Origin of the sequence: Aliiglaciecola sp. M165, from assembly GCF_007197995.1 — a bacterium.
Lineage (GTDB): Bacteria > Pseudomonadota > Gammaproteobacteria > Enterobacterales > Alteromonadaceae > Aliiglaciecola.
The window spans coordinates 230,622-256,631 of the sequence record NZ_VKKH01000004.1 but is presented as its reverse complement, the minus strand read 5'-3'; the positions used below and the strand labels follow the sequence as shown (position 1 = coordinate 256,631).

The window sequence follows — 26,010 nt, the reverse complement described above, 5'->3', positions numbered from 1 at the left end:
TACCTTAAAATTGTTTGGCCATTTGTCCTGCACGCAAAATGGCGGCATCCATCGCACCTGCGATAATTTTTTCCAATTGCTGTGCTTGAAAGTGCTCAATTGCTTTGGCAGTCGTCCCGCCTTTTGATGTAACTTGGGCCCGAAGCTCATTAATTTCAAGAGTGGGATTGTGACAAACCATTTCCGCAGCCCCTAACATAGCTTGCTGCACTAGTTTTCGCGAGGCATTCTTATCCATTCCAAGTTCAATCGCATGATTTTGCATGGCCTCCAAAAAAAGAAAGAAATAGGCTGGGCTGCTTCCCGCTGCCGCAATCACTAAATCGATATCGGCTTCTTCTTCAACCCAGAGGGTTTCACCAACAGATTGCATAATCATTTGTACGAGATTCTTGTCGTCTGCAGACACGTCAGAGGGTGCATACAACCCTGTCATGCCTTTGCGCAGCATGCTTGGTGTGTTTGGCATGGTTCTGACTAATGGATAATTTCCTCCCAGCATCTGTTGCAGCCTCTGGTGGTTAATTCCAGCAGCGATGCTGACAAAAAGTTTGTCTTGTAGATCACAATGTTTGGACAAGTCAGCACAGACGTCTTCCATAAGTTGAGGCTTGACGGCTAATACCACGACATGAGCATTTTCAACCGCAAAATGGTTGTCTTGCGTCGTGTTTATTGCAAAGTCACTTTTTAGAGATTCGAGTTTGTTTGTAGACGGGTTGCTGGCAATGATTCGCTCAGCAGGGTAGTTGGCATTGACTAATCCTGAGATGATTGAGCGTGTCATGTTACCAGCGCCAATAAAGGCAATCGTTTTATTCGACATTAATAAACCTGTAGAGTTTGAGTCAGATGACTGTTGTTTAAGATTATGTTCGTGCACCAAAGATTGCAGTTCCCACTCTGACCATAGTACTACCGGCTAATACAGCCTGTTGCATATCATTACTCATGCCCATTGATAGAGTATCAATAGAGGAATAATTTTGTCGTAGTTGAGTATAAAGGGCTTTCATCTGCAAAAATGTTTGCATCAACTGTTCTTCGTTTTGTGCGGCGTTGGGGATCGCCATCAAGCCCCGTAATTTGAGGTTTGGTAAGGATTTAACTAAATTTGCTAAGTCGTCGACGTCCTCTGGTAACACGCCGGCCTTACTCTCCTCTGCGTTAATATTGACCTGAATTAGCACGTTTAACCTCTTGTGAGGAGTTCGTTGATCGTTCAAGCGTTGCGCTATTTTTGCTCGCTCGACACTTTGCACCCAATCAAAATTCTCCGCGACCATTTTAGTTTTATTTGATTGCAATGGGCCGATGAAATGCCACTGTATGTCGCTAAGCTCTTGCAATGCCTGAATTTTTTCGACACCCTCTTGTACATAGTTTTCACCGAACAATCGGTGTCCAGCTTCATACGCTTGGACAATATCGGATACTGGTTTGGTTTTACTTACTGCTAGTAATTGTACTGAATTTGGCGCACGATTAGCTTTTTGATTAGCCTGTTCCAGGCTTTCCAGTGCGCTTTTGAGACGTTCTGCTATTGTTTCCATAAAGCCAATGTATTAACGGAGAATAGTGTTTTGGATATTACCGAACTTTTAGCTTTTAGTGTTAAGAATAATGCATCGGATTTGCACCTAACGGCAGGATTGCCTCCGATTATTCGAGTCGATGGCGAAATGCGTCGACTGAATGTTGACGAATTAGACCACAAACAAGTTCATGCGCTCGTTTACGAAATTATGAATGACAAACAGCGCAAAGAGTACGAGGAAAACTTGGAAGTCGACTTTTCTTTTGAAGTCAAAGACTTGTCGAGATTTAGGGTAAATGCCTTTGTGCAAAATCGCGGAGCGGCAGCTGTATTGAGGACGATACCCAGTAAAGTTCTGACCCTAGATGATTTAGGGGCCCCGTCAATATTTAAAGACATCATTAACCAGCCTACAGGGATCGTGTTGGTAACAGGCGCAACAGGCTCTGGTAAAAGTACCACCCTTGCCGCCATGATTGATCATATCAATATGCATAAACGTGAGCATATTTTGACGATTGAAGACCCTATTGAATTTGTTCATGAGAACAAACTGTGTGTCATCAACCAACGTGAAGTGCATCGTGATACCCACAGTTTCAGCAATGCGTTGCGTAGTGCATTACGTGAAGATCCCGATGTGATTTTGGTCGGTGAGTTGCGTGATTTGGAAACTATTCGTTTGGCAATCTCAGCGGCTGAAACTGGCCATTTGGTGTTTGCAACCCTGCATACCAACTCAGCCCCCAAAACTATTGACCGTATTATCGATGTCTTTCCCGCAGAAGAAAAATCCATGGTGCGTTCCATGTTGTCTGAATCCCTTCGTGCGGTTATCTCCCAGACACTACTCAAAAAAGTCGGTGGTGGCAGGATCGCTGCCCATGAAATTATGATTGGTATTCCGGCGATTCGAAATCTCATTAGAGAAGACAAGGTACCGCAAATGTATTCTGTTATACAGACGGGTCAAGCCCATGGTATGCAGACCATGGATCAATGCTTGCAACGGCTAGTCGCCCAAGGGGTGATTACTGCCCAGGATGCTGCGGCCAAATCGATAGACAAACAACCCAAAGTCGGTTTCTAGGAGGCAATCATGGATTTAAGTCCTTACCTGCGCAAAATGGCTGAGCAAGGCGCGTCTGATTTATTTATCACCGTTGGTTTTCCTATCAGCGCAAAAATTAATGGCCAAATGACCGCGATCAGTGATGAAAGACTGTCTCAGGAAGCTGCACTGGCGTTAGTCAATAACGTAATGAGCGACAAACAACGTGACGAATTTGAACAAAGCAAAGAATGTAACTTTGCTATCGCTCGAGAAGGGATTGGGCGATTTCGTTGTAGCGCTTTCTGGCAAAGAGACTTGGCTGGAATGGTGGTGCGTCGCATTGTCACACAAATTCCTAAAGCAGATGATCTTGGGCTTCCTGAAATACTCAAAGACGTAATCATGTCGAAACGCGGACTCTTGTTGTTCGTGGGGGCGACGGGTACTGGTAAATCCACCTCACTCGCCGCACTGATTGGGCATCGCAATCAAAATTCTCGTGGACATATTCTGACCATTGAAGACCCAATTGAATTTGTGCATGAACATGCAGGTTGTGTGGTGACGCAAAGAGAAGTCGGCATCGACACTCGCTCTTTTGATGATGCACTAAAAAGCTCATTGCGTCAGGCGCCGGATGTTATTTTGATTGGTGAGATCCGCTCTATGGAAACCATGGAATACGCCATGTCATTTGCCGATACGGGGCATTTATGCGTTGCCACATTGCACGCCAATAACGCCAATCAAGCGATTGAACGTATTATGCATTTGGCCCCACCAGAGCAACACGAAAAGCTGCGCTTTGACCTTAGCTTAAATTTGAGAGCGATTGTTGCGCAGCAGTTGGTGCCGACGGCTGACGGTAGAGGGCGAGTAGCGGCAATTGAAATATTGTTGAATTCTCCCTTGGTGACAGATCTTATTCAGCGCAACGAAATTGGCTCTCTCAAAGAAGCGATGAAAAAAGGCAAAGAGATGGGCATGCAAAGTTTCGATATGGCATTGTATGAGTTGTACAAAGAAGACCGCATCACGATGGACCAGGCTATACACCATGCGGATTCACCCAATGATTTGCGTCTTATGATTAAACTTGATACTGAGGAAGGCACCGGGTTGGGCTCGCTCTCAAATGTATCAATAGATATGGATTAATTGTGCAAAAAATTTATTGGCATAACGACAGATTCATGGTGTATCAAATTAAGCAGTTGCTTGATGACAACAATATTCCCAATTTCATCAAAAATGAGTTTGCCATAGGTGCCATTGGGGAGTTATCGCCAATGGACATTATGCCCGAAGTTTGGTTAACGGATGCTGAGTGGCAGCCAAAGGCCAAACAATTAATTGCTCAATTTAATCAACAAACGACTTCTGAAACTGAGCCTTGGACATGCGCGGAATGTGGTGAAGGTAATGAAGCCAATTTTGCACTATGTTGGCAATGTGGGTCACAGCGCGGTTCCGAGCAGTAGTTAACCCCAATCCAGGATTGGGGTAATTAACTTGAGATTTTGTTTTGCCTAGCGACTAACAAGGTACTTGAACACTTGCTCTAATCTTGGGTCATCCGGATCCGATGACGTTGTTTGAGCAATAATGTTGCCCTTTTTGTCGATAAAAATCGTGGTAGGCGTTCCGGCAACATTAAATTCTTCTGCAACACTCTCACCCTTAATCAATGTTTTTATATCGTAACCACGAGCATCAAGCACGGCTTGAGGCGTTGCATCCTCGTCTTCGCGCACGCTTATCGCGATCATTTCTAACCCTTGTGGTTGATACTTTTTATAAAGACGGTCCAAACCGGGTTGAAGTTTTTTACAATAGGGACACCAGGTTGCCCAAACGTGAATAACAAGAGGTTTGCCAGCAAAATCTGTTGAACTTACGGTTTCGCCAGTTTCGGTTTTAAGGCTCCACTGCGGAGCAATATCCTCTTGCGCGTATACAGAAAAGGTGAATATCAGGGTCGCGATTAAAACAAGGGTTCTCATTGTGGTCTCTGTTAAAACATCGTAGTGCTTAAGACAGACCCTGTGGCAGAATTATTTCAATAGTGCGGGATTATTGTTCAAAGAAACTTTCGATAATTAAACAAGCGGAGACACTATCGACTTTTCCTTTACTTAATTTTTTGTAGCCACCCAATTCAAACAAACGAGATTTTGCGTCGACTGTGGTCAGACGTTCATCAACGGTTTGCACAGGCACTTTGTATTTAGCATGCAATCGATTAGCAAATTTTTGGGCGGCAAAGGTAACTTGCTGCTTACTGCCGTCCATATTTAGCGGCAGTCCGACCACCACGAGTTGTGGCGACCACTGTTCGAATAATGATGCAACGCTATCCCAATTAGGAATACCATCTCGGGCAGGTAATGCTTCTAGTGGAGATGCTGTGCCGGTAATTTCCTGGCCAACGGCGACGCCGATGCTTTTTGTGCCAAAGTCAAAGCCCAGAAGTGTTCGCATCATAAATCTCGACTATCTTTAAGTGCTGCATTCATCCTTAGGCATGCCCAGCATCAGGGCCAAGTTGCCAGACATCTATACCAAGTTTACGAACGGCTTCCTCCCACTTTTTATGAATGGGAACATCAAATAATATGTCGGTGTCTGCTTCGACAATCAGCCAGGAATTCTGTTGTACTTCCTCTTCCAATTGCCCCGCTGTCCAACCAGCATAACCCAAGGTTACAAGGCTTTTCTCGGGGGCATTTTCATTGCCCAGCACAGAAAGAATGTCTTTGGATGTTGTGATCATAATTTCAGGTGTCAACTGCAAACTAGAACTCCAACCAGGTTGACTGGTATGCAGAATAAACCCTCTATCTTGGCTGACAGGCCCTCCGGCAAGAACAATCGTTTCTGCTTTTTCTTGCAATACAATGGCGTCTTTATCCGCTTGTTCAATAAGTTCTTTTAGTGACATCCCAACCGGCTGATTGATGACTAACCCCATCGCACCTTTGTCATTGTGTTCGCAGATGTAGGTTAACGATCGGGCGAAATAGGGATCATCCATGTTTGGCATTGCAACTAGCAAGTGATGCTCAAAGCTATCCATGTGCATCTCCAAGTCTTTTTTCAATGGCATCAAAAAGCATACCGGTAATATCTACATCATAAGCGGCTTCAATTTCTCTTACGCAGGTTGGGCTAGTGACATTGATTTCCGTAATTCGATCGCCGATAACGTCTAATCCTACAAAAATGAGTCCTTTTTCAACCAATAATGGGGCAATTGTCTCGGCAATATGTCGGTCTGATTCAGATAGGGGCTGCGGGCGTCCAATGCCGCCAGCAGCAAGGTTGCCTCGGGTTTCCCCTTTTGTTGGCAACCTAGCTAAGCAATAAGGAACAACCTGTCCATCAATGATGAGTATGCGCTTATCACCGTCTTTAATCTGCGGCATGTAACGCTGAAACATTGCGTAAGTTGTACCTAATTGCGTCAATGTCTCAATAATGACGCCGAGGTTTGTGCCATCTTCTTTGACTCTAAAGATGGACGTTCCGCCCATGCCGTCCAAAGGTTTACAAATAATATCCTGGTGTTTTTGATGAAATGCTCGAATCAACGCTGAATCTCGAGTGACTAAGGTGTCTGGAATGAGTTCGGGAAACCAAGAAGTAAATAGTTTTTCGTTAAAATCGCGCAGACTTTGAGAACGGTTTACAACCAGGGTTCCCGCTTGCTCTGCCAGAGAAAACATTTGTGTAGCATAAAGAAATTCGCCGTCAAAGGGCGGGTCTTTGCGCATTAAGATAACGTCCAACTCTGCTAAACAAAGAATTTCTGTATCGCCTAACTCGAACCACTTCTGGGTATTTTCAGCAACCTCAAGTTTACGCATTTTGGCCATCGGTTTGCCGTTGTCCAGATACAGATCCGACATTTCCATATAGCGAATGTCATAACCACGGCTTTGTGCTTTTAGCAGCATGGCGAAACTGGTATCTTTTTTAATGTTGATCGAGTTGATAGGATCCATCACGATCCCGAGCTTAATAGTCAAAGCTGATCCTTACACTGAATTGTGTTTATATGATACACAAGATTTAGTGATGACAATAAAAATTTCAAGGCTATGACAAATCTTTGCAATTATGAATATAACACTAGCTAAGCCAGATGATTCAGATACCCTTACAGATATTGCCATGCTTGCAAAAGGCTATTGGGGGTATGACGAATCTTTTATGAATGCTGCCCGCGAAGAACTGTCAGTTTCCGCGAAAAAAATCGAAGCTTCCAATTTATTCTATTACTGCTTGAAAAGTTGTCACGATGAAATATTGGCATTTTATTGTTTAGATACGTCGGGCGAAGCGGATAACAATACAGTCGAATTGGAGGCATTGTTTACCCACCCTAATTGGATGGGGAAGGGAGTTGGGCAGCAACTATTTGAACATGCATGCCAGTTGAGCGTAAATATGCAGGCTAACGCTTTACTCATTCAAAGTGATCCCAATGCAGTGGGGTTTTATCGGAAAATGGGCTGCGAAATTATTGGTGAACGGGCTTCTGGTTCTATCTCAGGTAGAACGTTGCCTTTGATGCTAAAAACGCTGCGCTAAATTTCATCCTGCAAAGATCAGCACGCCCTAGTAGAAATGTGGTGAAATTGTTATCAAGCTATGCCTAAACTAATACGTGTGATGACAAGCGGTTTTGGAACCTGTCTGCGAAATACTAAAAAGGAAACAACATGCGCAGTTTGAGCTGTTTTTTTGCTTCATTGTTAATGCTATGGGGCTGTAGTAATCAAACAAACAACATCGTTGAAACTAGACAACAAAACAAGCCTTTCGTTAATCCTGAAAATTGGCCGTTACACACTTCTCCATTGAAGCGAGATGCATTGGTTGAATCAAGGATCAGCGATTTGCTAGCCAAAATGACGCTTGAAGAAAAAGTGGGGCAAGTAATTCAGGCTGATATTAACTACATTACACCTGAGCAAGCCGCAGAATACCACTTAGGTTCAATCTTGAACGGCGGAAATTCGGGCCCCGGCAACGACAACCACGCTTCGGCAGAAAGATGGCTGGCACTCGCGGATGAATTCTGGAAAGCCTCTATCGACACCAAAAATGGAAGAACTGGAGTCCCAATCATGTGGGGAACCGATGCAGTTCACGGTAATAGTAATGTTGTTGGTGCAACGTTGTTTCCCCATAACATTGGTTTGGGCGCAACTAATGACCCGCAACTGTTGCATAAAATTGGTCAAATTACTGCTCTGGAAACCCGAGTAACGGGTTTAGATTGGACCTTTGCACCGACTTTAGCGGTGGCCAGAAACGATCGCTGGGGTCGCACCTATGAAAGCTACTCTGAAGACCCCAATTTGGTCGCTAGTTATACGCCGCATATTGTTTCTGGTTTGCAAGGAGACTTGCACCATTCGACCTTTCTTGACCACTCTCGCATCATCGCTACGGCAAAACACTTTGTTGGCGATGGTGCAACCGAAGAGGGAATTGATCAGGGAGACGTGCTGATCGATGAAGAGGTTATGCGCGACTTACATGCTGCTGGCTATGTCCCGGCGATTCAATCAGGCGTACAGGTAGTAATGGCTTCATTCAATAGTTGGAACGGGGCCAAAATGCACGGCTCCAAGGTGATGCTTTCTGACATTTTGGTTGGCCGCCTGGGGTTTGATGGATTTGTTGTTGGTGATTGGAACGGGCACGCTCAAGTGAAAGGTTGCTCAAAAGTGTCTTGTGCGCAGGCGTTCAATGCTGGGCTAGATATGTTCATGGCGCCAGACAGTTGGAAAGGGTTATATAAAAATCTTTTAAAGCAAGTAAAAAGCGGTGTGGTCAGCCAACAAAGGCTTGATGAGGCGGTAGCAAGAATTTTACGAGTGAAATTACGCGCAGGGGTCTTTGACGCAGGTCTTCCTTCCAATCGTCCAATGGCGGGTGAATTTGAACTCTTGGGACACCAAGAGCACAGAGCAGTAGCACGAGAAGCCGTTCGTAAATCTTTAGTTTTGCTAAAAAACAATAACCAGTTGTTGCCGTTGCGGCCCAACATCAATGTGTTGGTCACGGGTGAAGGCGCTAACAATATCGCTCAACAAGCGGGTGGGTGGACGCTTACCTGGCAGGGAAACAACAACAATCCCGAACATTTTCCCAATGCACAATCGATATTCCAAGGAATTCAGCAAGTCGTTAGCGAAGCCGGAGGGCATGCTGAATTGAGTCAAGATAGTAGTTTCAATGTTCGCCCTGATGTCGCTATCGTGGTCTTTGGAGAGCAGCCTTATGCGGAATTTCAGGGGGATCTGCAACATTTGGATTATGTGTCTAACAATGGCTTAAGGTTGTTGAAACGCTTCAAGCAACAGAATATCCCCACGGTAGCGGTGTTTTTGTCAGGTCGTCCATTGTGGGTTAATCCAGAAATTAATCAATCTGACGCCTTTGTTGCAGCCTGGTTGCCTGGCTCTGAAGGGGGCGGTATTGCCGATTTGATGTTTACTGATGCAGCCGGAAAAGCTCGATTTGATTTCACCGGACGGCTTTCATTTTCTTGGCCTGCTAAACCTAGCGATGATGTGTTGAATGAAGGAAACACTATCTATTCACCTTTGTTTCCCATTGGTTACGGACTCTCTTTGCAAGACAATGCTGCTTTAGGCCCACTGAGCGAGGATATCAATGGTGAGATAGAGCACGTGACGCGATTCGTTTATGCCGGTGATCCAGTTGTGCCATGGCGAATGATGTTGAAGGACCGCTACAGTCAGACTCAGGTGACCTCAAAGATGCAGACCAATGCAAATGGTACCTTGACTGCAGTGGCGACTGATGACAAAGCGCAAGAAGACACAGTGATGTTGACGTGGACTGGGGACGCGACTTTAGCTATCGAAGGTAAACCTATTGATTTAACTCAACAGGTCGTTGGCGACATGACGTTTCAAATTGTCTACAAGGTGATCCAATCCAGTAGTGCTAAATCAAATTTGATTTTAGGCTGTGGCGAAGGTTGTTCTGTGAGCATGGATATCAGCAGCTCGTTGCAGGCGGCGGCCGGCAAAGGTTGGCAAACTGCACAGGTCAAACTAAGTTGTTTTGCAGCATCAGGTGCGAACTTGGGGGCAGTGCAGACACCTTTTTCAATCTCTTCAAGCCGAGGCCTTATCCTGCAATTGAAAGAAGTGAAAGTGGTGTCCAATCCAAGCGCGGCAAATTGTACGCTTTAGCCAATTAGGTGCAGTTTGCGGTGCTTTATCACTCCGCTTCCTCAAACAGGTCGGTACTGTAATAGCGCTCTGCTGTGTCGGCAAACAGCGTTACAATGCGTTTACCTTCATTTTGCGGGTTTCGAGCAAGTCGCAAGCAGGCACACAGCGCAGCACCTGAGGATATCCCAACAGGCAATCCTTCATCTCGAGCCAATAACCGAGCGTGTTCAATGGCATCATCATCGGTGACAGTTTCAATGCCATCAAGCAAAGACAACTCCAACACATCGGGCACATGACCAGAGCTCAGTCCCTGGATCTTGTGAACCCCTGAGCGGCCCTGGCTTAAAACCGGACAGGCAGTTGGTTCTACGGCAATCACTTGCAGTTCAGGATTCAACAGTTTTAACGATTTTGCGATACCCGTGATGGTGCCGCCAGTGCCCACGCCAGCGACAAATATATCGACTTTTCCATCGCAATCACGCCATATCTCCTGCGCAGTAGTTTGGCCGTGCATTTCCGGGTTGGCCGGATTTGAAAATTGATTGAGCGAAACGGCATGTGGAGTATTGGATACCAACTGATGTGCGTGATCGATGGCGCCTTTTGTGCCAAGCGCTTTAGGTGTGGTGATGACATTAGCCCCATAAAGCCTCATCAATTTTCTGCGCTCAATCGACATGTGTTCGGGGATCACAACGGTAAGTGGGATTTTCCTAATTGCACATATCCAAGCACAGGCAACTCCATTATTGCCAGACGTGGCTTCGATGATCTGCGTTTTTTCATTGAACGACTCTGACGCCATTAAACTATCAATCATAGCCAGTGCTGGTCGGTCTTTGACCGAGCCAGCTGGATTGAAATACTCGATTTTGGCAACAATTTCATTTTTGAGTTGTAAATTCTGTACGATCCGGTTGAGTGCCACCATAGGAGTATTACCAATCGTTTGGGTAATGTCGGCATAAATTCCACGGGGCTTTAACTGTGAAGATTGAATTGCGGTGGGTCTGGCTAACATTGGCTTTTTCCTCTAGGAAATTAACCCTAATTTGGGCTTGGTGTTAATTTTTACTTTTTGATATTGATATAGTGACACGCAATTTAGGAATAAAATGCTAATAAATATCAATAATCACTGATATATTGGAATTAAATTCTAATAATGGTGATTATGTGAAAGTTGATGCTATAGATGCGCAAATTCTGCGAATATTACAAAACGACGTGACAGTCTCGGTCAATGACATAGCTGAGCAAGTAGGTTTAAGCACAACACCCTGCTGGCGTCGCATTCAAAAACTCGAAGCGTCTGGGGTCATTCAAAAGCGTGTAGCACTGTTAAACGCTGAAGCGATGGGTCTTGGAACCACGGCTTTTGTGCAAGTAAAAGCGGCAAAACACGATGACAAGTGGTTAAAAGCATTTGCCAAACATGCCAGTAGTTTTGACGAAGTGGTTGAATTTTATCGCATGAGTGGAGAGTACGATTACATGTTAAAAGTTGTAGTACAGGATTTAAAAGCTTTTGATCGATTTTATAAAAATCTAGTCTCTGGCGTGGATTTGTCTGATGTCACATCAAGTTTTGCGATGGAACAAATTAAATACACCACAGTGTTACCCGTTCATTGAACCATACAGAGACCAACATTCATGAGTTCAGTGGATTGTAGAATGCAAACGCCAATAAAATCCCGAAGCGATCAACAAAAGCACCAAGGCGAATGCATCTACGATTGCTACGACGGATAATTTTGCATTAGGTGCTTCCATTAAAAACCACAGCAACAAAAAACTAGACACTGAGATCATGGCCAATATTAAGGCTGACACCTGTAATGCTTGCAAAAATGCTGACATGATAAGAATCAATCCAATTAATGAGAGTAAAATGGCTCTATGCCGCATCAGCAATTCAGCGCTAGCGCTCAGTTTGTCGAGTGCGTAGAGGTTGGATAATTGTTGCATCCCAAATGCGCCTGTTATTGGCAGGATATGAATTAACCCGACCAATAACAGAATTGCTGATAACACTTTATTCATACTCTGGAACTCGATTTGTTGAATAGGTGCAGTCAGAGTAATTGTCCCAATAAATTAATCAATAACCTCGCAAGTAATGGCTGCCAGCCTTTCAAAATTAAGTCTTATTGTCCGGCGAACTGGATAATTTGGCATTAGCATTATTTGCCGCTTTAGGTTGGTATTTACGTGATAAATAGAAAATTGCGATACTGCCAATGACGCCCGGTGCTATCCAAAAAATAAGTTGCAGTGATCCTGCTTGAGCAAAAAGTTGACGACCACCAAAGGCAATAAATGCGGTATACGCGCCAATCCCAGAGCCTATCATGCCGCCAAAGTGCTCTAACAGCCACTGGTTGGGATTAGGTGTTTTATTTAGGCAATAGCGCAACATACCCGTCGCCAAACTTATCCCGAGCAAACCAAATACAATATGCAAAATTCGCGAGTGCATGATGCCAAGGGTTAATATTATTGCACCACCTATTGCTGTTAATACCAGTGGTGATATATGCCAAAACGTGCGCAAAGCTTGAGTGTTTTGTTTATGCAACAATACTGCGAATCCCTGACGAACGCTGACGTAGGTGATCAGGCTCAAAAACAATAAAAATCCCCAGAATATTCTAATTGTAGCGCTAAATTTCTCTGGATCTGTGCCGGCATTCATGAGGTGTCCTTTAATTTGCAGGGGATCGTACAACACTAAAATTGCCATTAACGCACCTGTAGCGGCTACGGTATACATCGTCCAGCCATAGAATCTGCCAAATTTAATATGATTTATCCCGCCTTTGCGCGCCACAATCGGGATCCAAAACAATATTAAGGCCAAGGTTCCAACGACTATATGACTCGAAAATAAAAAACCATGTAATGCATTCATGCAAACTCTCCTAAATCAAGTATGACTACACTTTAAATTGCCGGCCAAAATGAATGCAGTGCCAAAAGTCATTTTTTTAAAAGTGACTTTATACCTATGGAGTTCAGCGGGGGTTATGTCGCATACTAGACGATATCACATCAGCTCATGAACCCTGAATGAATGGACGTTAAGCATCTCGTTAATAAATATATAAGTATTGAAAGCCTTACGGCCGTTATGGCTTGGGCTGTTGTTAGCATATCGGCTGTTTGGTTGATGTATGACTCAAATGATTACTCTTGGACATCAATCGCTGCGGCGGTGACCTTCTTTGTGATTTTTAAGTTGAGTTTTTTGGCTTCGATTGTTGAGCATGACGCGTTAGAAAACATCCAAGTAAGCATTTCGTTACTTGTTGTTCAATATATTGCAATAATGGCAGCAGCAGCAGTTGTTCCTTTCACCTACATCGCAATCCTGGTGACTATATGGAGTGCACAGCTACCCTATTTTGTCTCATTTCGAACTGCTGTAATCTCTTCTCCATTGTGGTCAGCCCCCCTTTGGATTGTTTTCTCTGTCGCTTGGGGAAGAGAGTTTAATGGATTATCTGCGCTTCTGTTTTGGACCTTCAATATGTTTGCTCTGGTGATGGTAAACGCCACCATTAGGGAAAAAAGGGCGCGGGAAGCAGCTAATGAAATAAATAGAGAGCTGTTGGCCACTCAAGCCTTGTTAGGGGAAGCTGCAAAACAAGCTGAAAGAGTAAGGATTTCCCGTAATATTCATGACCTGCTTGGGCACCATTTGACGGCATTGACAATAAAATTGCAGGTAGCGGCACGGATCACCGATGGCGAGGCACAAAAAAACATCCAGCAATGCCACGATCTATCCAAATTGCTTTTGAGTGATGTGCGGGAAGCGGTCTCTGAAATTCGCGAAAAATCAGCGATTGAATGGCAATTTGCATTGAGACAGCTTATCGAAAATGTGCCAAACCTTACCATCGATCTAGATATTAAACGCAGTATCCAGATCAGCGATATGCATACTGCTGATGCCATTTTGAAGTGTGTTCAGGAGTGCTTGACGAATACCTTAAAACACAGTGACGCAAAACATTTTTCTATCAGCATTGATCAAATTGATAATAATCTTTTGGTTGAAATGAGCGATGACGGGCATCATAAAAAATCTAAAACACTTACCGAAGGAAATGGATTAAAAGGTATGAGAGAGAGAATCAAGGAATTGGGGGGGAATTTCATTGCCAACCTTTCTCCAAACGGGTTTAAGACGGTTATCGAACTTCCGGAGGTGCTATGAGTATTAAAGTCATGGTGGTCGACGACCAAACCTTGGTTCGAGAGGGGATTAAAAGTTTATTGTCGCTTTCAGACAAAATTCAGGTCGTGGCTGAAGCTGCTGATGGACAGCAAGCACTCGATGAAATTTGTTTGCAGAATCCCGATGTCGTGCTGATGGATATTCGTATGCCCATTAAAACCGGTATCGAAGCTGTGGCTCTTATCAATCAGTGGGAGCCAGATTCTCAACCCCCGGTAATCATGCTCACGACGTTTGATGATCACCAATTGGTTATGCAGGCTATGCAAGCAGGAGCTAAAGGATATCTTCTTAAAGATGTGTCTTTGGAAACACTGGTCGAAGCGATTGAAACTGTGCATGCGGGCGAAACACTTATTCAACCAGCAATCACCGAGCGGGTGCTGCAAGGTTTGCAGGGTAAACAAAATGAATTTGATAGTATCGAAACCCCGGAACCACTTAGTACAAAAGAAGTTGAAATTTTAAGGTTGATGGCCGCAGGTTGTAGCAACCGGGAGATATCTCAAGCAATGTTTAAATCCGAAGGCACTGTGAAAAATCAAGTGTCTAATGTGTTGGCTAAACTAGGGGTAAGAGATCGCACTCGAGCGGTTTTAAAAGCGATAGAGCAGGGAATTATCTAACTTATTTAGTAGAGAGAACGACGATTTTAAGTGGGTTCCTTTATATCTAGCTGGTGTTTTTTAACCCCAATCCGGGATTGGGGTTATTTAGCGCCTAACCCTAATTTCGCTTCAGGGAACGTGATTGTAAATTCCACACCTTTACCTAATTTTGAGCGGCAATCAATGCGTCCACCTAGCACTTTGACGACAATATTGTAACAAATGTGCATACCCAAACCGCTGCCACCTGCGTTGCGAGCGCTTGTAAAAAAGGGTTTGTAAATATTTTCAATGGTATTTTCTGACATGCCGCATCCATTGTCTTTGTAGATTACTTTAATGCTTTTTTCGCCGGTTGCTCCTTCAAACTCTCTTACCTTGAAAAAAATATGACCAATAGTGTCTTGATCAAAAGCATGTTGAGCAGAATTCATGATCAGATTGATCAACAGCTGACTGATCGCGCCAGGATTGCTAATTATTTCCAGTTCCGGATCCACATCTATGCAGAATTTATGCTTAGTGCGTTTTAAACGAGGCTTAAGGCTGAGCAAGATTTCATCCAAATAACCACACACATTAATTTTTCTTGCATCTTGGCTGTGTTGATCAATCGATAATTGTTTAAACGTTTTGATCAAGTTTGTCGAGCGCATTAAATTGCGCTCAATGATTTCTGCGCTTTCTTCAGATTCTTCAAAAAAACGTTGGAGAGTTGAGCGTTTTAACTTCTCTTGTTTAAACAATTCGTATGACTGTTCCTGAATCGATCTTAAATGCGATATAGCGGTAATTGCGACACCAATAGGCGTGTTGATCTCATGGGTCAAACTAGACATCATTGTGCCAAGCGCTGCCATATTTTCCATTTCAACTAACTGTAGCTGTACTTCATTTCGCTGTTCGAGTGCCTTTTTGAGAAGTAAGTTTGCTTCGGTGAGTTCTTTTGTTCGCTCTTCAACCCGCCGCTCTAAACTGATGTTGGCGTTTTTGAGTTGTTCAATGTTGCTCGCTCGCTCTAAAATAATCGAAACGATTTGGGCTTCATACAGCAGTGAATCTATATCATCTTGATCTGGCGAGCTAGGTTTAGAAAAATACATACAGAAGGTACCAAAGGGCTCACCATTTGGAGAGATAATTGGTTGGGACCAACAGGAACTCAATTGATGTTCTTCGGCCGCATCGGTAAACCCTGCCCAATCCGGATCGTCAAAAATATTTTCGCAAACTTCTAGCTCCTTGCTTGCTAGCGCTTTTGCACAGGTACTGTTAGCAGGGTAAATACGCAGGTTTTCCAGCGCTTGCAAAAATTCAGGCGACAAACTTGGACCAGCAAAAGGAGACAAAACTGTCTTAGATTCATCAAGTAAACTTATGCAGCACTTTAGACCTTCAGTCGCTGATTCAAGGCTGTAAATTATTTGACTGAGGACATCATGAAGCGGCTTGCCTTTAACAAGAGAATCGAGCGCATTTGCTCTTCCGTGCTCGATAGCGTTGTGACGTTTAAGATGTGTGAACCTACGCGATTCGTTGATATCTACGACTTTCAGTGAACTCATTATCTTCTAATTATAGTTGAGTATTTTAGATTGCTCTGTTTAAAAAACAAACACCAATCTATCACACTGAAAGATTCTGTAAACGGCAATATTTTTACCTATAAATCCCCATGTATCGCTTGAAGGGCGCTTATTGCAGCGATAGCGGCAGTTTCTGTTCTAAGCACTCTGGGACCCATTTGTACTGCGTCAAATCCCACTTGCTCAGTACTATATATTTCATTGTCAGTGAGACCACCTTCTGGTCCAATCAACAACCTGACTCCTTGGGGTGACAACGCCAAATGCTTAATGCTTTTTGTTGCTTTGGGATCAAGCGTGACCCGGGCTTGATTTGTAGATTGGCGTAACCACTCACTAAGTGATATTGGTTTGTGGAGAGTAGGGAGGGTGTTGCGGCCACACTGTTCACAGGCAGATTGAATTAGTTTGAGCCACTGCTGGTGCTTTTTTTGCCAGCGCTCTGGAGATAACTTCACCGCACATCGTTCAGTCAAAATAGGTGTAATTTCACTTACACCCAACTCAACTGCCTTTTGAATGGCAAAGTCCATGCGATCACCTCGAGAGACACCTTGGCCCAGATGAATCAATAGTGGAGACTCGACGTTAATGGAAAGTTTGGCATCAACACTGGCAAACACCTGTCTTTTTTTTACCTCGGTCAACTCTCCACTGTATTCGGTTCCATCGCCATTGAACAAAACAATAGGATGCCCAGAATCAAGTCTAAGCACATTTGCTAAATGATTTGAGGCGTCAGCAGATAATGCTATTACTTGGTCAACTTTAAGCACATCGGGATGAAAAATTCTGGGTATACGCATGTCAAAAATTGTCCAGAGGTCTGATTAAAATGAAAAACGAAAATTAACAGGCTCTAGTTTACGCAGTTTATTGAGAACCGTAAAACGATCTGAGTTGATTAAATCGAGGATAAATCCGGAGTTAGATACGCCGCTGGGCTTTGCCCAGCAGCTCGATCAATCAGTTAGCACCGATTGTATCTGATGTATCAATTGTTCGTTGCTCAGCAGGCTTTTTAGTATCTGACCTTCTCGAGGTAAGGCCTTTTCGAGCATGCACAGTGTGCTCGCCGGTATCTTTTGATAAACAAAATATCAAGAGAACTACTAAGCTAACGAAGATAATTGAGAGTATTAACATTTTCAATTCCTTTAAAAATATTACGCAAATCGTTTTTTAAAAGCTGACACTTTTTAAAACGGAGCGTAAGTATAGCAGTTAATTACGCGTATTGGTTACTCAAAAAAGCGCTTAACACCAGATAATTTTTAAAAGCTGAGTTATTTCATATGCTTATTTATTGTTCAGCGACCAATCGAGCCCACTGTAACGGATTAATTTGACATTCGTGTTACAAGGTTCAATACATTTGGCGTCAATCGGGTATTCAATTGACGCCAATTTGCAACACAATTTTGTTCCACAAAGTACAAAAATATAGTGCATATCTATCTGATTCATCTATTATTTCTCAAGTCGATGTAGAATTTAGTTGTACCGGACCAAACAGCTTTAGCTTTTAGGTATTTGGATAGAATTCTTTCGCAACCTAAATAAATAATAAAGCTCGGGAGAAAGTGAATGTTTGAAGATATAGACGTATCGCAGCTCGTTGAAACCTATGTGATCCCTTACGGATTAAACATATTGTTTGCGATTTTAATTTACGTTATCGGTAAAATTGTCGTCGGTATACTGATCGGTGTATTTGGCAAAGTCATGGCACGTTCGAAATATGACGACATGTTGGTAGACTTCCTGAAGTCTATCCTGACTGCCATATTGATGCTGTTTGTTATTATTGCCTCATTGAATGAACTTGGCGTCAATACAACGTCACTTGTGGCGATTTTAGGTGCTGCAGGTTTAGCGATAGGCTTGTCCTTGCAAGGGTCATTGCAAAACTTCGCTGCCGGTGTGATGTTGCTGGTTTTTCGCCCGTTTGCACGTGGTGATTTTGTCGAAGCGGGCGGTACGGCTGGTGTAGTGAAAGACATCACCATCTTCACCACACTGATGACGACACCAGACAATAAAGAGATTATTGTTCCCAATGGTGCAATTTATGGTGGCAACATTGTCAATTTCTCCGCTAAAGAAACGCGCAGAGTCGATATGGTTGTAGGTATTGCCTATGATGCAGACTTGAAAAAAGCAAAAGAGATTTTGCTCGAGATGGTTGCTGCTGATGAGCGCATTTTAAAAGACCCTGAGCCTACAGTGGCGGTTTCTGAATTAGCCGATAGCAGCGTTAATTTTGTGGTTCGCCCTTGGGTCAAGTCAGCCGATTTTTGGGCGGTGAAATTTGATTTTACCGAAGCAGTCAAGCTTCGTTTCGACCAAGAAGGTATCGGTATCCCGTTCCCGCAAATGGATGTGCACGTTCACAAAACAGAGAGTTAACTACTTTCTATATGAAAAATGCCGCAATTGCGGCATTTTTTATGTCGATTATTTTTGACAGTTTGGCCTGTCTGTCGCTTGGTTGGCAAGGTGAGAAGCCGCGGCCATATTGCTTTGCAAAGTTTCAATGCGAGTCGCTGGAGAGGGGTGGGTGGACATAAACTCAGCAGGGCGCTTACCGCCACTTGCTTTATCCATATTAACCCATAAATTGACGGATTCCTTGGGGTCAAAACCAGCTCGAGCCATTAGCTCTAGGCCAATTAAATCAGCTTCAGTTTCATGAGTACGACTAAAAGGTAATTGAACACCAACCTGCACACCCATGCCAATCGCTGCCATGATCATATTGCTGTTAGCTATTTGATTGCTTTGTAGCAACTGATTGGTCACTTCCATACCCATACCTATCAGTGTTGAGTTGGACATTCTTTCGTTACCATGTTCGGCGATAACGTGACCCACTTCGTGACCAATGACGGCGGCAAGCTGATGCTGGTTCTCAGCGACTTCCATTAGACCTGTATAAACGCCAATTTTACCACCAGGTAGAGCGAATGCGTTAATTTGGGGTTCGTCAAACACCACCAATTCCCATTCGCCGTCATACACACTTTTAGGCACATGTTTAGTTATATAGGATGTGATGCAAGAAACATATTGGTTATCTACCGCTTGTTTAGATACTTTTTGATTCGACTTCATGCTGTCAAAAGCTTGAGCGCCCATATTCGCCAATTGCCCTTTGGAATAAAGTTTCAATTGTGAACGTCCCGTAGGTGACGTAGCACAAGCCGTGAGTAAAAAAGCGAAAGTTGCTGCTAATATGATGTGTTTGGTGACTGATGTCATTCCTGTTGTCCGTAAGCTAGATGTTTAAAAGTGTTTAAGGTGCTGTACAAATTCGCACACGTGATAAATGTTATATCACATCTGATGTTGTTAAGGTTAGGTTCAATTTCGTGACGCTATATTGACCATTATCATTGCAAATTGGGTACAGAACAATGAAACCATTTAACTTTGTAGTCAGCACATTGATCTCGGTGTTTTTCCTGGCCGGTTGTGCTTCATACGATTATGAGCATGGAGACCGCAATCAATATGTCACCGAATTTTATGCTCAGGTTGAACAAGTTTACCCGATCAAATTTGATTCTGAAGTGGGAGAAGCCGCTGTCGCTTGGGGATTATGGGGTGCGTTGGAGAATTCTCACGGTGATCGCGGTGATATTTTAGGTGGCGCAATTGTCGGCGCATTGCTTGGCGGTGCAATTACGTCTTTGTTTGAAGGGTCAAATCAGGGATATGAATACTATTTGCGCGCTGTAGATGGTGATCAGGTCATTGTCGTACTTGATCACTTTCCAGCCGATGCGGGAGAGTGTGTGCGAGTAAGAATGTCGCGTAACGTCAAAGTTTACGCGACAAGCCATTATCATTGTGAACAAGATCTTTCTGAATATTAGGGCACTTTGATCTTTGCTGTATGAAATTTTACGTCAACTGCACTTTTAAGCGTTATTTGATTGCGTTCTTAAGTTCTAACGCTTTATCGGTTTTTTCCCAAGGAAACTCTTCTCTGCCAAAATGTCCGTAAGCTGCTGTTTGCTGGTAAATTGGACGTTCTAAATCTAGCATTTGAATCAGGCCGTAGGGGCGAAGATCGAAATGATTACGCACTAACTCCGTTAGCTTTTCATCGGATACGCTTCCTGTGCCAAAGGTTTCGATGCTGATAGAAGTCGGCTCAGCCACGCCAATGGCATAAGACACCTGTATTTCACAGCGTTTGGCCAAGCCTGCAGCAACAATATTTTTAGCAACATAACGGCCAGCGTAAGCCGCCGAACGATCAACTTTAGAAGGATCTTTGCCAGAGAAGGCTCCGCCACCGTGGCGAGCCATTCCGCCGTAGGTGTCTACAATTATTTTGCGACCTGTTAAGCCACAATCACCCATAGGACCACCAATCACAAAGCGACCTGTCGGGTTGATAAAAAACTTTGTATTCGCGGTTAACCATTTTTCAGGCAATACAGGTTTGATAATTTCTTCCATGACTGCTTCTTGTAGATCTGCTGTACTGATCGAGTCACAATGTTGGGTTGAAAGCACAACCGCATCAATACCAACGGGCTGATTGTTTTCGTAAACAAAGGTCACTTGACTCTTGGCATCTGGTCTCAACCAGTTCAAGGTGCCGTTTTTCCGCACCTCGGCTTGACGCTTAACCAACCGGTGGGAATAAGTTACCGGGGCTGGCATTAATACGTCTGTTTCGTCACTGGCATAACCAAACATCAGCCCTTGGTCTCCAGCTCCTTGTTCTTCAGGTCGTTTGCGGTCGACTCCTTGGTTAATGTCTGGCGACTGCTTGCCTATGGCATTGAGCACCGCACACGAATCAGCGTCAAATCCCATATCTGAGTGGGTATAGCCTATTTCTCTGACTGTTTTTCGGGTCAGTTCTTCAATGTCTACCCATGCGGATGTGGTCACCTCACCTCCTACTAAGACCATACCTGTCTTAACAAAAGTTTCGCAGGCAACCCTGGCTTTTGGATCCTGCTCTAGGATTGCATCCAATACGGCGTCTGAAATCTGGTCGGCGATTTTATCCGGATGCCCTTCGGACACAGATTCTGAGGTGAATAGGTGTGATGTCATGTAAAAGTCCTACAGTTAATTTTTTATGCCTTGGCTATAGTTCATCGGCGATTTTTCTATTTTAACCACAAATAACAAAAATACCAGTCTTTACATCTAGACGTCCAAATGTCTAAATGTTCAAAAAGCTTTCCAGACAAAAAAGTCATCAGAAAAGCATAATCAATAATGAATAAGCGTTGCAGTTCGACTGTGGCTGATAGAAAATGGCCAGCCTCATTAGTATCAAAGTGATAACAGTCAGAGTCTTACGTTTATTTTATGGGCTTTGATCACGCTTTAGGCAATCAAATAGCAGGAGACTCTATGCCGTCACGTCGAGAACTCGCCAACGCCATTCGCGCTTTGTCCATGGATGCAGTGCAACAAGCTAACTCTGGTCACCCAGGCGCACCTATGGGAATGGCAGATATTGCCCAGGTTTTATGGAGTGATTTTTTACAGCACAATCCAACTAACCCTGGATGGGCTAACCGTGATCGATTTGTTCTCTCTAATGGTCACGGCTCGATGCTTATTTATTCTTTATTGCATTTAAGTGGTTACGATCTACCAATAGAAGAGTTAAAAAACTTCAGACAACTTCATTCTAAAACACCTGGGCATCCTGAATACGGTTATGCACCGGGTGTCGAGACTACAACGGGTCCTCTGGGGCAGGGCATCACTAACGCTGTTGGTATGGCAATCGCTGAAAAAATGCTCGGTGCCCAATTTAATCAACCTGGTCATGACATCATCGATCACTTTACTTATTGTTTTTTAGGTGATGGTTGTTTAATGGAAGGCGTGTCTCACGAGGCATGTTCGCTCGCGGGCACCTTGGGTCTTGGCAAGCTGGTAGCATTTTGGGATGACAACGGCATCTCTATCGATGGCGAAGTAGAAGGCTGGTTCACCGATGATACGCCTGCAAGATTCGAGTCTTACGGTTGGCATGTTATTGCTGATGTAGATGGTCACGATCCTGAAGCGATTAAAGCTGCTATTGAACAAGCAAAAGCAGAAACTGCTCGTCCAACGATGATTTGTTGTAAAACTGTCATCGGTTTTGGCTCACCCAATAAATCTGGAAGTCATGACAGCCATGGTTCACCCTTGGGCCTTGACGAGGTGCAAGAAACCCGTAAGGCACTATCGTGGAGCCATGAACCTTTTGTTGTCCCAGAAGACATTTATGCTAACTGGGATGCCAAACAACAAGGTGCTCAAAGAGAAGAAAGCTGGAATACAGCATTTGACGCCTATGCAAAGTCTTTCCCAGAGTTAGCTGCTGAATTGAAGCGCCGGTTAGCAGGTGAGTTACCAGCTGATTTTGAAAGCAAAGCGACCGCATTTATCAAAGAAACCCAACAAAAAGCCGAAAATATTGCGAGCAGAAAAGCGTCTCAAAACGCGATTGAAGCCTTTGCAGGTATGCTTCCCGAGGTTGTTGGGGGATCAGCGGATCTTGCTGGCTCGAACCTAACGTTGTGGTCGGGTTCCAAAGGGATCACAGCTGATGATGCCAGCGGAAACTATATATTTTATGGTGTCCGTGAGTTTGGTATGAGCGCAATCATGAATGGACTGGGGTTGCACGGTGGCTTCAGAGCTTATGGTGCAACTTTCTTAATGTTTATGGAATATGCTCGCAATGCGGTGAGAATGTCGGCATTAATGGGAATTCCGAATATATTTGTCTACACACATGACTCGATTGGTCAGGGGGAGGACGGCCCTACGCACCAGCCTGTTGAGCAAGTTGCTAATCTGAGAATGACACCCAATATGGAAACCTGGCGTCCTTGTGATGGCGCTGAAACAGCCGTTGCATGGAAAGCAGCGATTGAAAGGACACAAGGTCCAACATCTCTCGTATTTAGTCGTCAGGGATTGCAAGCACAGCAACGTGATGATGCGCAGCTGGCCAATATTGCAAAAGGCGGTTATGTATTGTTTGAAAACGACTCTTCACCAGAAGTCATCTTGATTGCCACAGGTTCTGAAGTAAATATTACCTTAGAAGCTGCCAAACAATTAGCTGATGATGGGACCAAGGTCAGAGTGGTTTCCATGCCTAGTACCAATGTATTTGACAAGCAAGATGCAGCTTACCAAGAAGCGGTTTTACCAAAATCTGTGACTAAGCGCATTGCCGTTGAAGCTGCCCATGTTGACTTCTGGTTCAAGTATGTTGGCTTGGGAGGCGAAATAATCGGCATGTCTACCTTCGGAGAATCTGCCCCAGGTGGCGCCTTAATGAAGCACTTCGGTTTTACACCTGATGCGATTGTTGAAGCAGCAAAACGCTTATTGTAATTAAGTCTATGTGCATCCAGACAGGTGCCGGGAACGGCACCTGCTTAGCATTGAGCATTAAATGATAAAAATAGCTATCAATGGGTTTGGTCGAATTGGCCGCAATGTATTGCGTGCCCTGTATGAGACGCATCGAAACGAAGATATCAAAGTCGTTGCAATAAACGAAATCGCCGATCCTGAAGGCATTGCGCACCTGCTCAAATACGACACTTCCCATGGCCGCTTCGGTCATTCTGTAAGCCTTGAAAGTGGCAAACTAAAAGTTGACCAAGACACCATCACATTATTGCAATGTGAACACTTACATGAGCTGCCATGGGCGGAACTGGATATCGATTTGGTCATGGAATGCACAGGCGTTCATAACGATAGAGCAGATGCTGAGTTTCATATTGCGCAGGGTGCAAGAAAAGTCCTTTTTTCTCATCCATCAACACCGGATATGGATGCAACGGTCATTTACGGCATCAACGACCACCTGCTTAAACCGGAAGATCGCATCGTATCGAATGGTTCATGCACCACAAACTGTATTGTGCCAGTGATACAAGTGCTAGACGACGCCTTTGAAGTGTTGAGTGGCACTATTACAACAATTCATTCTTCAATGCATGATCAGCAGGTTATTGATGCCTACCATCCAGATTTACGCAGGACTCGAGCAGCCAGTCAGTCGATCATTCCCGTTGATACTAAACTAGCGGTCGGAATTGAACGCATTTTGCCTAAGTTTGCTGGAAAATTCGAAGCGATCGCTGTTCGCGTGCCCACGATTAATGTGACCGCTATGGATCTTAGCGTGACCTTGGCAAAAGAGGTTTCTATTGCGCAAGTTAATCAGGTGCTCAGAAGTGCAGGTCTGGGCAGATTACAAGGAATTTTAGGTTACACTGAAGAGCCTTTAGTGTCGGTGGATTTTAACCACGATCCCCATTCTTGCATTGTTGATGGTACACAAACACGAGTCAGTCACAAACAGCTAGTCAAAACCTTGGTCTGGTGTGACAACGAGTGGGGATTTGCGAATAGGATGATTGATACAGCGGCAGCGATGTTTTTAGAATAAGTGGTCTGAAAAAACCATTGAATAAACATTTTAAAAAGTTTTGAGGAACAAAAATGACAATTATCAACATGACTGATCTTGAACTGTCAGGTAAGCGAGTACTGATCAGAGAAGATTTAAATGTGCCGATCAAAGACGGTAACGTTGCCTCCGATGCGCGGCTAAAGGCTGCTATACCCACTATTGAGCATGCGCTTAATGCCGGAGCCAAAGTGTTGGTCATGTCACATTTAGGTAGACCAACAGAAGGCCAGTTTGAGCAGCAATACTCGCTTGCCCCTATTGTGGATTATCTCAATGATGCACTGGATTGTTCCGTCAGACTGGAAAAAAATTATCTAGGTACAGAGGTCGACGTTAACGTTGGTGAGTTGGTCATTCTTGAAAATGTTCGTTTCAATGTTGGCGAAAAGAAAGATGATGAAGCACTCGCCCAACAATATGCTGCCCTATGCGATGTATTTGTAATGGATGCATTTGGGACTGCACATAGAGCACAAGCATCGACCCATGGTGTTGCTAAATTTGCTCCAGTTGCTTGTTCTGGACCACTGTTATCCGGTGAACTAAGCGCATTGGGAAAAGCCCTCGATAACCCCGCACGTCCAATGTTGGCCATTGTCGGAGGCTCAAAAGTATCGACCAAATTGACTGTACTTGATTCCCTTTCTTCGATCGTCGATCAACTCATTGTTGGTGGCGGAATTGCCAATACCTTTATTGCGGCGCAAGGTCATGGCGTTGGCAAATCATTGTATGAAGAAGATTTGATCCCAGAAGCCAATCGATTGATTGACGCAGCCAAAAAGGCGGGTGGTCAAATTCCAGTACCAGAAGATGTTGTTGTGGGGCAAGAATTTTCTGAAACCGCAGAGGCGACACTCAAATCTGTTGAAAACGTTGGACCCGAAGACATGATATTCGATATTGGGCCAAAAACAGCTGAATCCTTGGCGCAGATGATTGAAAAAGCGGGTACCATCGTATGGAATGGCCCAGTCGGGGTATTTGAATTTGATCAATTTGGTGAAGGTACTAAACGACTCGCCCAAGCAATTGCCAACAGCGAAGCATTTTCAATTGCCGGTGGTGGTGATACGCTTGCCGCTGTTGATAAGTACGATATTGCTGATAAAGTCTCTTACATCTCTACAGGAGGGGGCGCTTTTCTGGAGTTTCTGGAAGGAAAAGTGTTACCCGCTGTAGCCATGTTGGAAAAACGAGGGCAAGCCTAGCCTTTTACGAAACGATTGAAAAAAACAAGAAACGCAGAAGCGTTCTAAACAACCTTTGTATTCTACCAA

Annotated in this window: 26 protein-coding genes; 13 read left to right on the top strand and 13 right to left on the bottom strand. The window is 44.1% G+C overall.

Annotated features, from left to right (window positions below; all coding sequences use genetic code 11):
• Nucleotides 1-4: 4 nt before the first annotated feature.
• A complete protein-coding gene (gene proC, locus FM019_RS08505) occupies nucleotides 5-826 on the bottom strand; it encodes a pyrroline-5-carboxylate reductase (RefSeq protein ID WP_143835497.1) in 822 nt (273 codons plus the stop codon).
• A 43-nt stretch (nucleotides 827-869) separates the two neighbouring features.
• Nucleotides 870-1,553 (bottom strand): YggS family pyridoxal phosphate-dependent enzyme, encoded by a 684-nt coding sequence (locus tag FM019_RS08500; protein ID WP_143835496.1) that lies wholly within the window; start codon nucleotides 1,551-1,553, stop codon nucleotides 870-872.
• Nucleotides 1,554-1,583: 30 nt separating this feature from the next.
• Between FM019_RS08500 and FM019_RS08495 the strand changes: the two genes are divergently transcribed.
• Genes FM019_RS08495 through FM019_RS08485 form a run of 3 tightly spaced genes read left to right on the top strand, consistent with a single transcriptional unit; the run spans nucleotide 1,584 to nucleotide 4,072 of the window.
• Nucleotides 1,584-2,627, top strand: coding sequence for a type IV pilus twitching motility protein PilT (locus tag FM019_RS08495; protein ID WP_143835495.1), 1,044 nt, complete (start codon nucleotides 1,584-1,586; stop codon nucleotides 2,625-2,627).
• 9 nt (nucleotides 2,628-2,636) lie between these two features.
• Nucleotides 2,637-3,749: a PilT/PilU family type 4a pilus ATPase gene (locus FM019_RS08490; RefSeq protein ID WP_143835494.1), complete on the top strand. Its 1,113-nt coding sequence runs from the start codon at nucleotides 2,637-2,639 to the stop codon at nucleotides 3,747-3,749.
• Between the two features lie 2 nt (nucleotides 3,750-3,751).
• A complete protein-coding gene (locus tag FM019_RS08485) occupies nucleotides 3,752-4,072 on the top strand; it encodes a DUF2007 domain-containing protein (protein WP_143835493.1) in 321 nt (106 codons plus the stop codon).
• A gap of 48 nt (nucleotides 4,073-4,120) precedes the next feature.
• On the opposite strand, the gene FM019_RS08480 is transcribed toward FM019_RS08485, so the two are convergent.
• The 4 genes from FM019_RS08480 to gshB all read right to left on the bottom strand — a co-directional run bounded on the left by FM019_RS08480 (nucleotide 4,121) and on the right by gshB (nucleotide 6,619).
• Nucleotides 4,121-4,594 (bottom strand): TlpA disulfide reductase family protein, encoded by a 474-nt coding sequence (locus tag FM019_RS08480; protein WP_143835492.1) that lies wholly within the window; start codon nucleotides 4,592-4,594, stop codon nucleotides 4,121-4,123.
• 70 nt (nucleotides 4,595-4,664) lie between these two features.
• Complete coding sequence (gene ruvX, locus FM019_RS08475) at nucleotides 4,665-5,075, bottom strand: Holliday junction resolvase RuvX (protein ID WP_143835491.1); 411 nt, start codon at nucleotides 5,073-5,075, stop codon at nucleotides 4,665-4,667.
• A 34-nt stretch (nucleotides 5,076-5,109) separates the two neighbouring features.
• Nucleotides 5,110-5,667 carry a YqgE/AlgH family protein gene (locus tag FM019_RS08470; protein ID WP_143835490.1) on the bottom strand — a complete coding sequence of 186 codons (558 nt, stop codon included), beginning with the start codon at nucleotides 5,665-5,667 and terminating at the stop codon, nucleotides 5,110-5,112.
• Nucleotides 5,660-6,619 carry a glutathione synthase gene (gshB, locus tag FM019_RS08465; protein ID WP_143835489.1) on the bottom strand — a complete coding sequence of 320 codons (960 nt, stop codon included), beginning with the start codon at nucleotides 6,617-6,619 and terminating at the stop codon, nucleotides 5,660-5,662. Before gshB ends, FM019_RS08470 begins: the two co-directional genes overlap by 8 nt.
• Before the next feature lie 91 nt (nucleotides 6,620-6,710).
• Between gshB and FM019_RS08460 the strand changes: the two genes are divergently transcribed.
• The gene (locus FM019_RS08460) at nucleotides 6,711-7,184 is read left to right on the top strand and encodes a GNAT family N-acetyltransferase (protein WP_143835488.1); all 474 of its coding nucleotides are present in this window, start codon (nucleotides 6,711-6,713) and stop codon (nucleotides 7,182-7,184) included.
• A gap of 131 nt (nucleotides 7,185-7,315) precedes the next feature.
• Entirely contained in the window at nucleotides 7,316-9,829 is a 2,514-nt protein-coding gene (locus FM019_RS08455) for a glycoside hydrolase family 3 protein (protein ID WP_143835487.1), read from the top strand.
• Between the two features lie 28 nt (nucleotides 9,830-9,857).
• Here FM019_RS08455 and cysK read toward each other — a convergent pair whose 3' ends face one another.
• A complete protein-coding gene (gene cysK / locus FM019_RS08450; RefSeq protein WP_143835486.1) occupies nucleotides 9,858-10,838 on the bottom strand; it encodes a cysteine synthase A in 981 nt (326 codons plus the stop codon).
• Between the two features lie 155 nt (nucleotides 10,839-10,993).
• Between cysK and FM019_RS08445 the strand changes: the two genes are divergently transcribed.
• Nucleotides 10,994-11,452: an Lrp/AsnC family transcriptional regulator gene (locus tag FM019_RS08445; RefSeq protein WP_143835485.1), complete on the top strand. Its 459-nt coding sequence runs from the start codon at nucleotides 10,994-10,996 to the stop codon at nucleotides 11,450-11,452.
• Nucleotides 11,453-11,479: 27 nt separating this feature from the next.
• Here the strand turns inward: FM019_RS08445 and FM019_RS08440 are convergent, their stop codons facing one another.
• Complete coding sequence (locus FM019_RS08440) at nucleotides 11,480-11,863, bottom strand: phosphopantetheine adenylyltransferase (RefSeq protein ID WP_143835484.1); 384 nt, start codon at nucleotides 11,861-11,863, stop codon at nucleotides 11,480-11,482.
• Between the two features lie 97 nt (nucleotides 11,864-11,960).
• The gene (locus tag FM019_RS08435) at nucleotides 11,961-12,731 is read right to left on the bottom strand and encodes a hypothetical protein (RefSeq protein WP_143835483.1); all 771 of its coding nucleotides are present in this window, start codon (nucleotides 12,729-12,731) and stop codon (nucleotides 11,961-11,963) included.
• A gap of 162 nt (nucleotides 12,732-12,893) precedes the next feature.
• Here FM019_RS08435 and FM019_RS08430 point away from each other — a divergent pair, with 162 nt between their 5' ends.
• Together FM019_RS08430 and FM019_RS08425 are read left to right on the top strand one after the other, a co-directional pair.
• Entirely contained in the window at nucleotides 12,894-14,042 is a 1,149-nt protein-coding gene (locus tag FM019_RS08430; RefSeq protein ID WP_143835482.1) for a sensor histidine kinase, read from the top strand.
• Nucleotides 14,039-14,689 (top strand): response regulator transcription factor, encoded by a 651-nt coding sequence (locus tag FM019_RS08425; protein ID WP_143835481.1) that lies wholly within the window; start codon nucleotides 14,039-14,041, stop codon nucleotides 14,687-14,689. Before FM019_RS08430 ends, FM019_RS08425 begins: the two co-directional genes overlap by 4 nt.
• Nucleotides 14,690-14,772: 83 nt before the next feature.
• On the opposite strand, the gene FM019_RS08420 is transcribed toward FM019_RS08425, so the two are convergent.
• Together FM019_RS08420 and FM019_RS08415 are read right to left on the bottom strand one after the other, a co-directional pair.
• Nucleotides 14,773-16,236: a GAF domain-containing sensor histidine kinase gene (locus FM019_RS08420; protein ID WP_143835480.1), complete on the bottom strand. Its 1,464-nt coding sequence runs from the start codon at nucleotides 16,234-16,236 to the stop codon at nucleotides 14,773-14,775.
• A gap of 98 nt (nucleotides 16,237-16,334) precedes the next feature.
• A complete protein-coding gene (locus FM019_RS08415; protein ID WP_143835479.1) occupies nucleotides 16,335-17,063 on the bottom strand; it encodes a 16S rRNA (uracil(1498)-N(3))-methyltransferase in 729 nt (242 codons plus the stop codon).
• 781 nt (nucleotides 17,064-17,844) lie between these two features.
• Here FM019_RS08415 and FM019_RS08410 point away from each other — a divergent pair.
• Entirely contained in the window at nucleotides 17,845-18,666 is an 822-nt protein-coding gene (locus FM019_RS08410) for a mechanosensitive ion channel family protein (protein WP_143835478.1), read from the top strand.
• A gap of 48 nt (nucleotides 18,667-18,714) precedes the next feature.
• On the opposite strand, the gene FM019_RS08405 is transcribed toward FM019_RS08410, so the two are convergent.
• The gene (locus FM019_RS08405; RefSeq protein WP_185969227.1) at nucleotides 18,715-19,518 is read right to left on the bottom strand and encodes a M48 family metallopeptidase; all 804 of its coding nucleotides are present in this window, start codon (nucleotides 19,516-19,518) and stop codon (nucleotides 18,715-18,717) included.
• Between the two features lie 155 nt (nucleotides 19,519-19,673).
• On the opposite strand from FM019_RS08405, the gene FM019_RS08400 reads away from it, so the two are divergent.
• Nucleotides 19,674-20,135, top strand: a complete 462-nt coding sequence (locus FM019_RS08400) for a hypothetical protein (RefSeq protein ID WP_143835477.1) — start codon at nucleotides 19,674-19,676, stop codon at nucleotides 20,133-20,135.
• A gap of 52 nt (nucleotides 20,136-20,187) precedes the next feature.
• Here FM019_RS08400 and metK read toward each other — a convergent pair whose 3' ends face one another.
• Nucleotides 20,188-21,336: a methionine adenosyltransferase gene (gene metK, locus FM019_RS08395; RefSeq protein ID WP_143835476.1), complete on the bottom strand. Its 1,149-nt coding sequence runs from the start codon at nucleotides 21,334-21,336 to the stop codon at nucleotides 20,188-20,190.
• A 306-nt stretch (nucleotides 21,337-21,642) separates the two neighbouring features.
• Between metK and tkt the strand changes: the two genes are divergently transcribed.
• The 3 genes from tkt to FM019_RS08380 all read left to right on the top strand — a co-directional run bounded on the left by tkt (nucleotide 21,643) and on the right by FM019_RS08380 (nucleotide 25,941).
• Nucleotides 21,643-23,637, top strand: coding sequence for a transketolase (gene tkt, locus FM019_RS08390; RefSeq protein WP_143835475.1), 1,995 nt, complete (start codon nucleotides 21,643-21,645; stop codon nucleotides 23,635-23,637).
• Nucleotides 23,638-23,698: 61 nt separating this feature from the next.
• Nucleotides 23,699-24,706 (top strand): erythrose-4-phosphate dehydrogenase, encoded by a 1,008-nt coding sequence (gene epd, locus FM019_RS08385; RefSeq protein ID WP_143835474.1) that lies wholly within the window; start codon nucleotides 23,699-23,701, stop codon nucleotides 24,704-24,706.
• A gap of 53 nt (nucleotides 24,707-24,759) precedes the next feature.
• Nucleotides 24,760-25,941, top strand: a complete 1,182-nt coding sequence (locus FM019_RS08380) for a phosphoglycerate kinase (RefSeq protein ID WP_143835473.1) — start codon at nucleotides 24,760-24,762, stop codon at nucleotides 25,939-25,941.
• Nucleotides 25,942-26,010 lie beyond the last annotated feature (69 nt).

Excerpts from the sequence above, each read along its gene's own strand:
- proC (WP_143835497.1), bottom strand. The coding sequence starts at position 826 with ATGTCGAATAAAACGATTGCCTTTATTGGCGCTGGTAACATGACACGC.
- FM019_RS08500 (WP_143835496.1), bottom strand. The coding sequence starts at position 1,553 with ATGGAAACAATAGCAGAACGTCTCAAAAGCGCACTGGAAAGCCTGGAA.
- FM019_RS08490 (WP_143835494.1), top strand. The coding sequence starts at position 2,637 with ATGGATTTAAGTCCTTACCTGCGCAAAATGGCTGAGCAAGGCGCGTCT.
- FM019_RS08480 (WP_143835492.1), bottom strand. The coding sequence starts at position 4,594 with ATGAGAACCCTTGTTTTAATCGCGACCCTGATATTCACCTTTTCTGTA.
- ruvX (WP_143835491.1), bottom strand. The coding sequence starts at position 5,075 with ATGATGCGAACACTTCTGGGCTTTGACTTTGGCACAAAAAGCATCGGC.
- FM019_RS08470 (WP_143835490.1), bottom strand. The coding sequence starts at position 5,667 with ATGGATAGCTTTGAGCATCACTTGCTAGTTGCAATGCCAAACATGGAT.
- FM019_RS08460 (WP_143835488.1), top strand. The coding sequence starts at position 6,711 with ATGAATATAACACTAGCTAAGCCAGATGATTCAGATACCCTTACAGAT.
- FM019_RS08455 (WP_143835487.1), top strand. The coding sequence starts at position 7,316 with ATGCGCAGTTTGAGCTGTTTTTTTGCTTCATTGTTAATGCTATGGGGC.
- cysK (WP_143835486.1), bottom strand. The coding sequence starts at position 10,838 with ATGTTAGCCAGACCCACCGCAATTCAATCTTCACAGTTAAAGCCCCGT.
- FM019_RS08440 (WP_143835484.1), bottom strand. The coding sequence starts at position 11,863 with ATGAATAAAGTGTTATCAGCAATTCTGTTATTGGTCGGGTTAATTCAT.
- FM019_RS08435 (WP_143835483.1), bottom strand. The coding sequence starts at position 12,731 with ATGAATGCATTACATGGTTTTTTATTTTCGAGTCATATAGTCGTTGGA.
- FM019_RS08430 (WP_143835482.1), top strand. The coding sequence starts at position 12,894 with ATGGACGTTAAGCATCTCGTTAATAAATATATAAGTATTGAAAGCCTT.
- FM019_RS08425 (WP_143835481.1), top strand. The coding sequence starts at position 14,039 with ATGAGTATTAAAGTCATGGTGGTCGACGACCAAACCTTGGTTCGAGAG.
- FM019_RS08420 (WP_143835480.1), bottom strand. The coding sequence starts at position 16,236 with ATGAGTTCACTGAAAGTCGTAGATATCAACGAATCGCGTAGGTTCACA.
- FM019_RS08415 (WP_143835479.1), bottom strand. The coding sequence starts at position 17,063 with ATGCGTATACCCAGAATTTTTCATCCCGATGTGCTTAAAGTTGACCAA.
- FM019_RS08410 (WP_143835478.1), top strand. The coding sequence starts at position 17,845 with ATGTTTGAAGATATAGACGTATCGCAGCTCGTTGAAACCTATGTGATC.
- FM019_RS08405 (WP_185969227.1), bottom strand. The coding sequence starts at position 19,518 with ATGACATCAGTCACCAAACACATCATATTAGCAGCAACTTTCGCTTTT.
- FM019_RS08400 (WP_143835477.1), top strand. The coding sequence starts at position 19,674 with ATGAAACCATTTAACTTTGTAGTCAGCACATTGATCTCGGTGTTTTTC.
- metK (WP_143835476.1), bottom strand. The coding sequence starts at position 21,336 with ATGACATCACACCTATTCACCTCAGAATCTGTGTCCGAAGGGCATCCG.
- tkt (WP_143835475.1), top strand. The coding sequence starts at position 21,643 with ATGCCGTCACGTCGAGAACTCGCCAACGCCATTCGCGCTTTGTCCATG.
- epd (WP_143835474.1), top strand. The coding sequence starts at position 23,699 with ATGATAAAAATAGCTATCAATGGGTTTGGTCGAATTGGCCGCAATGTA.
- FM019_RS08380 (WP_143835473.1), top strand. The coding sequence starts at position 24,760 with ATGACAATTATCAACATGACTGATCTTGAACTGTCAGGTAAGCGAGTA.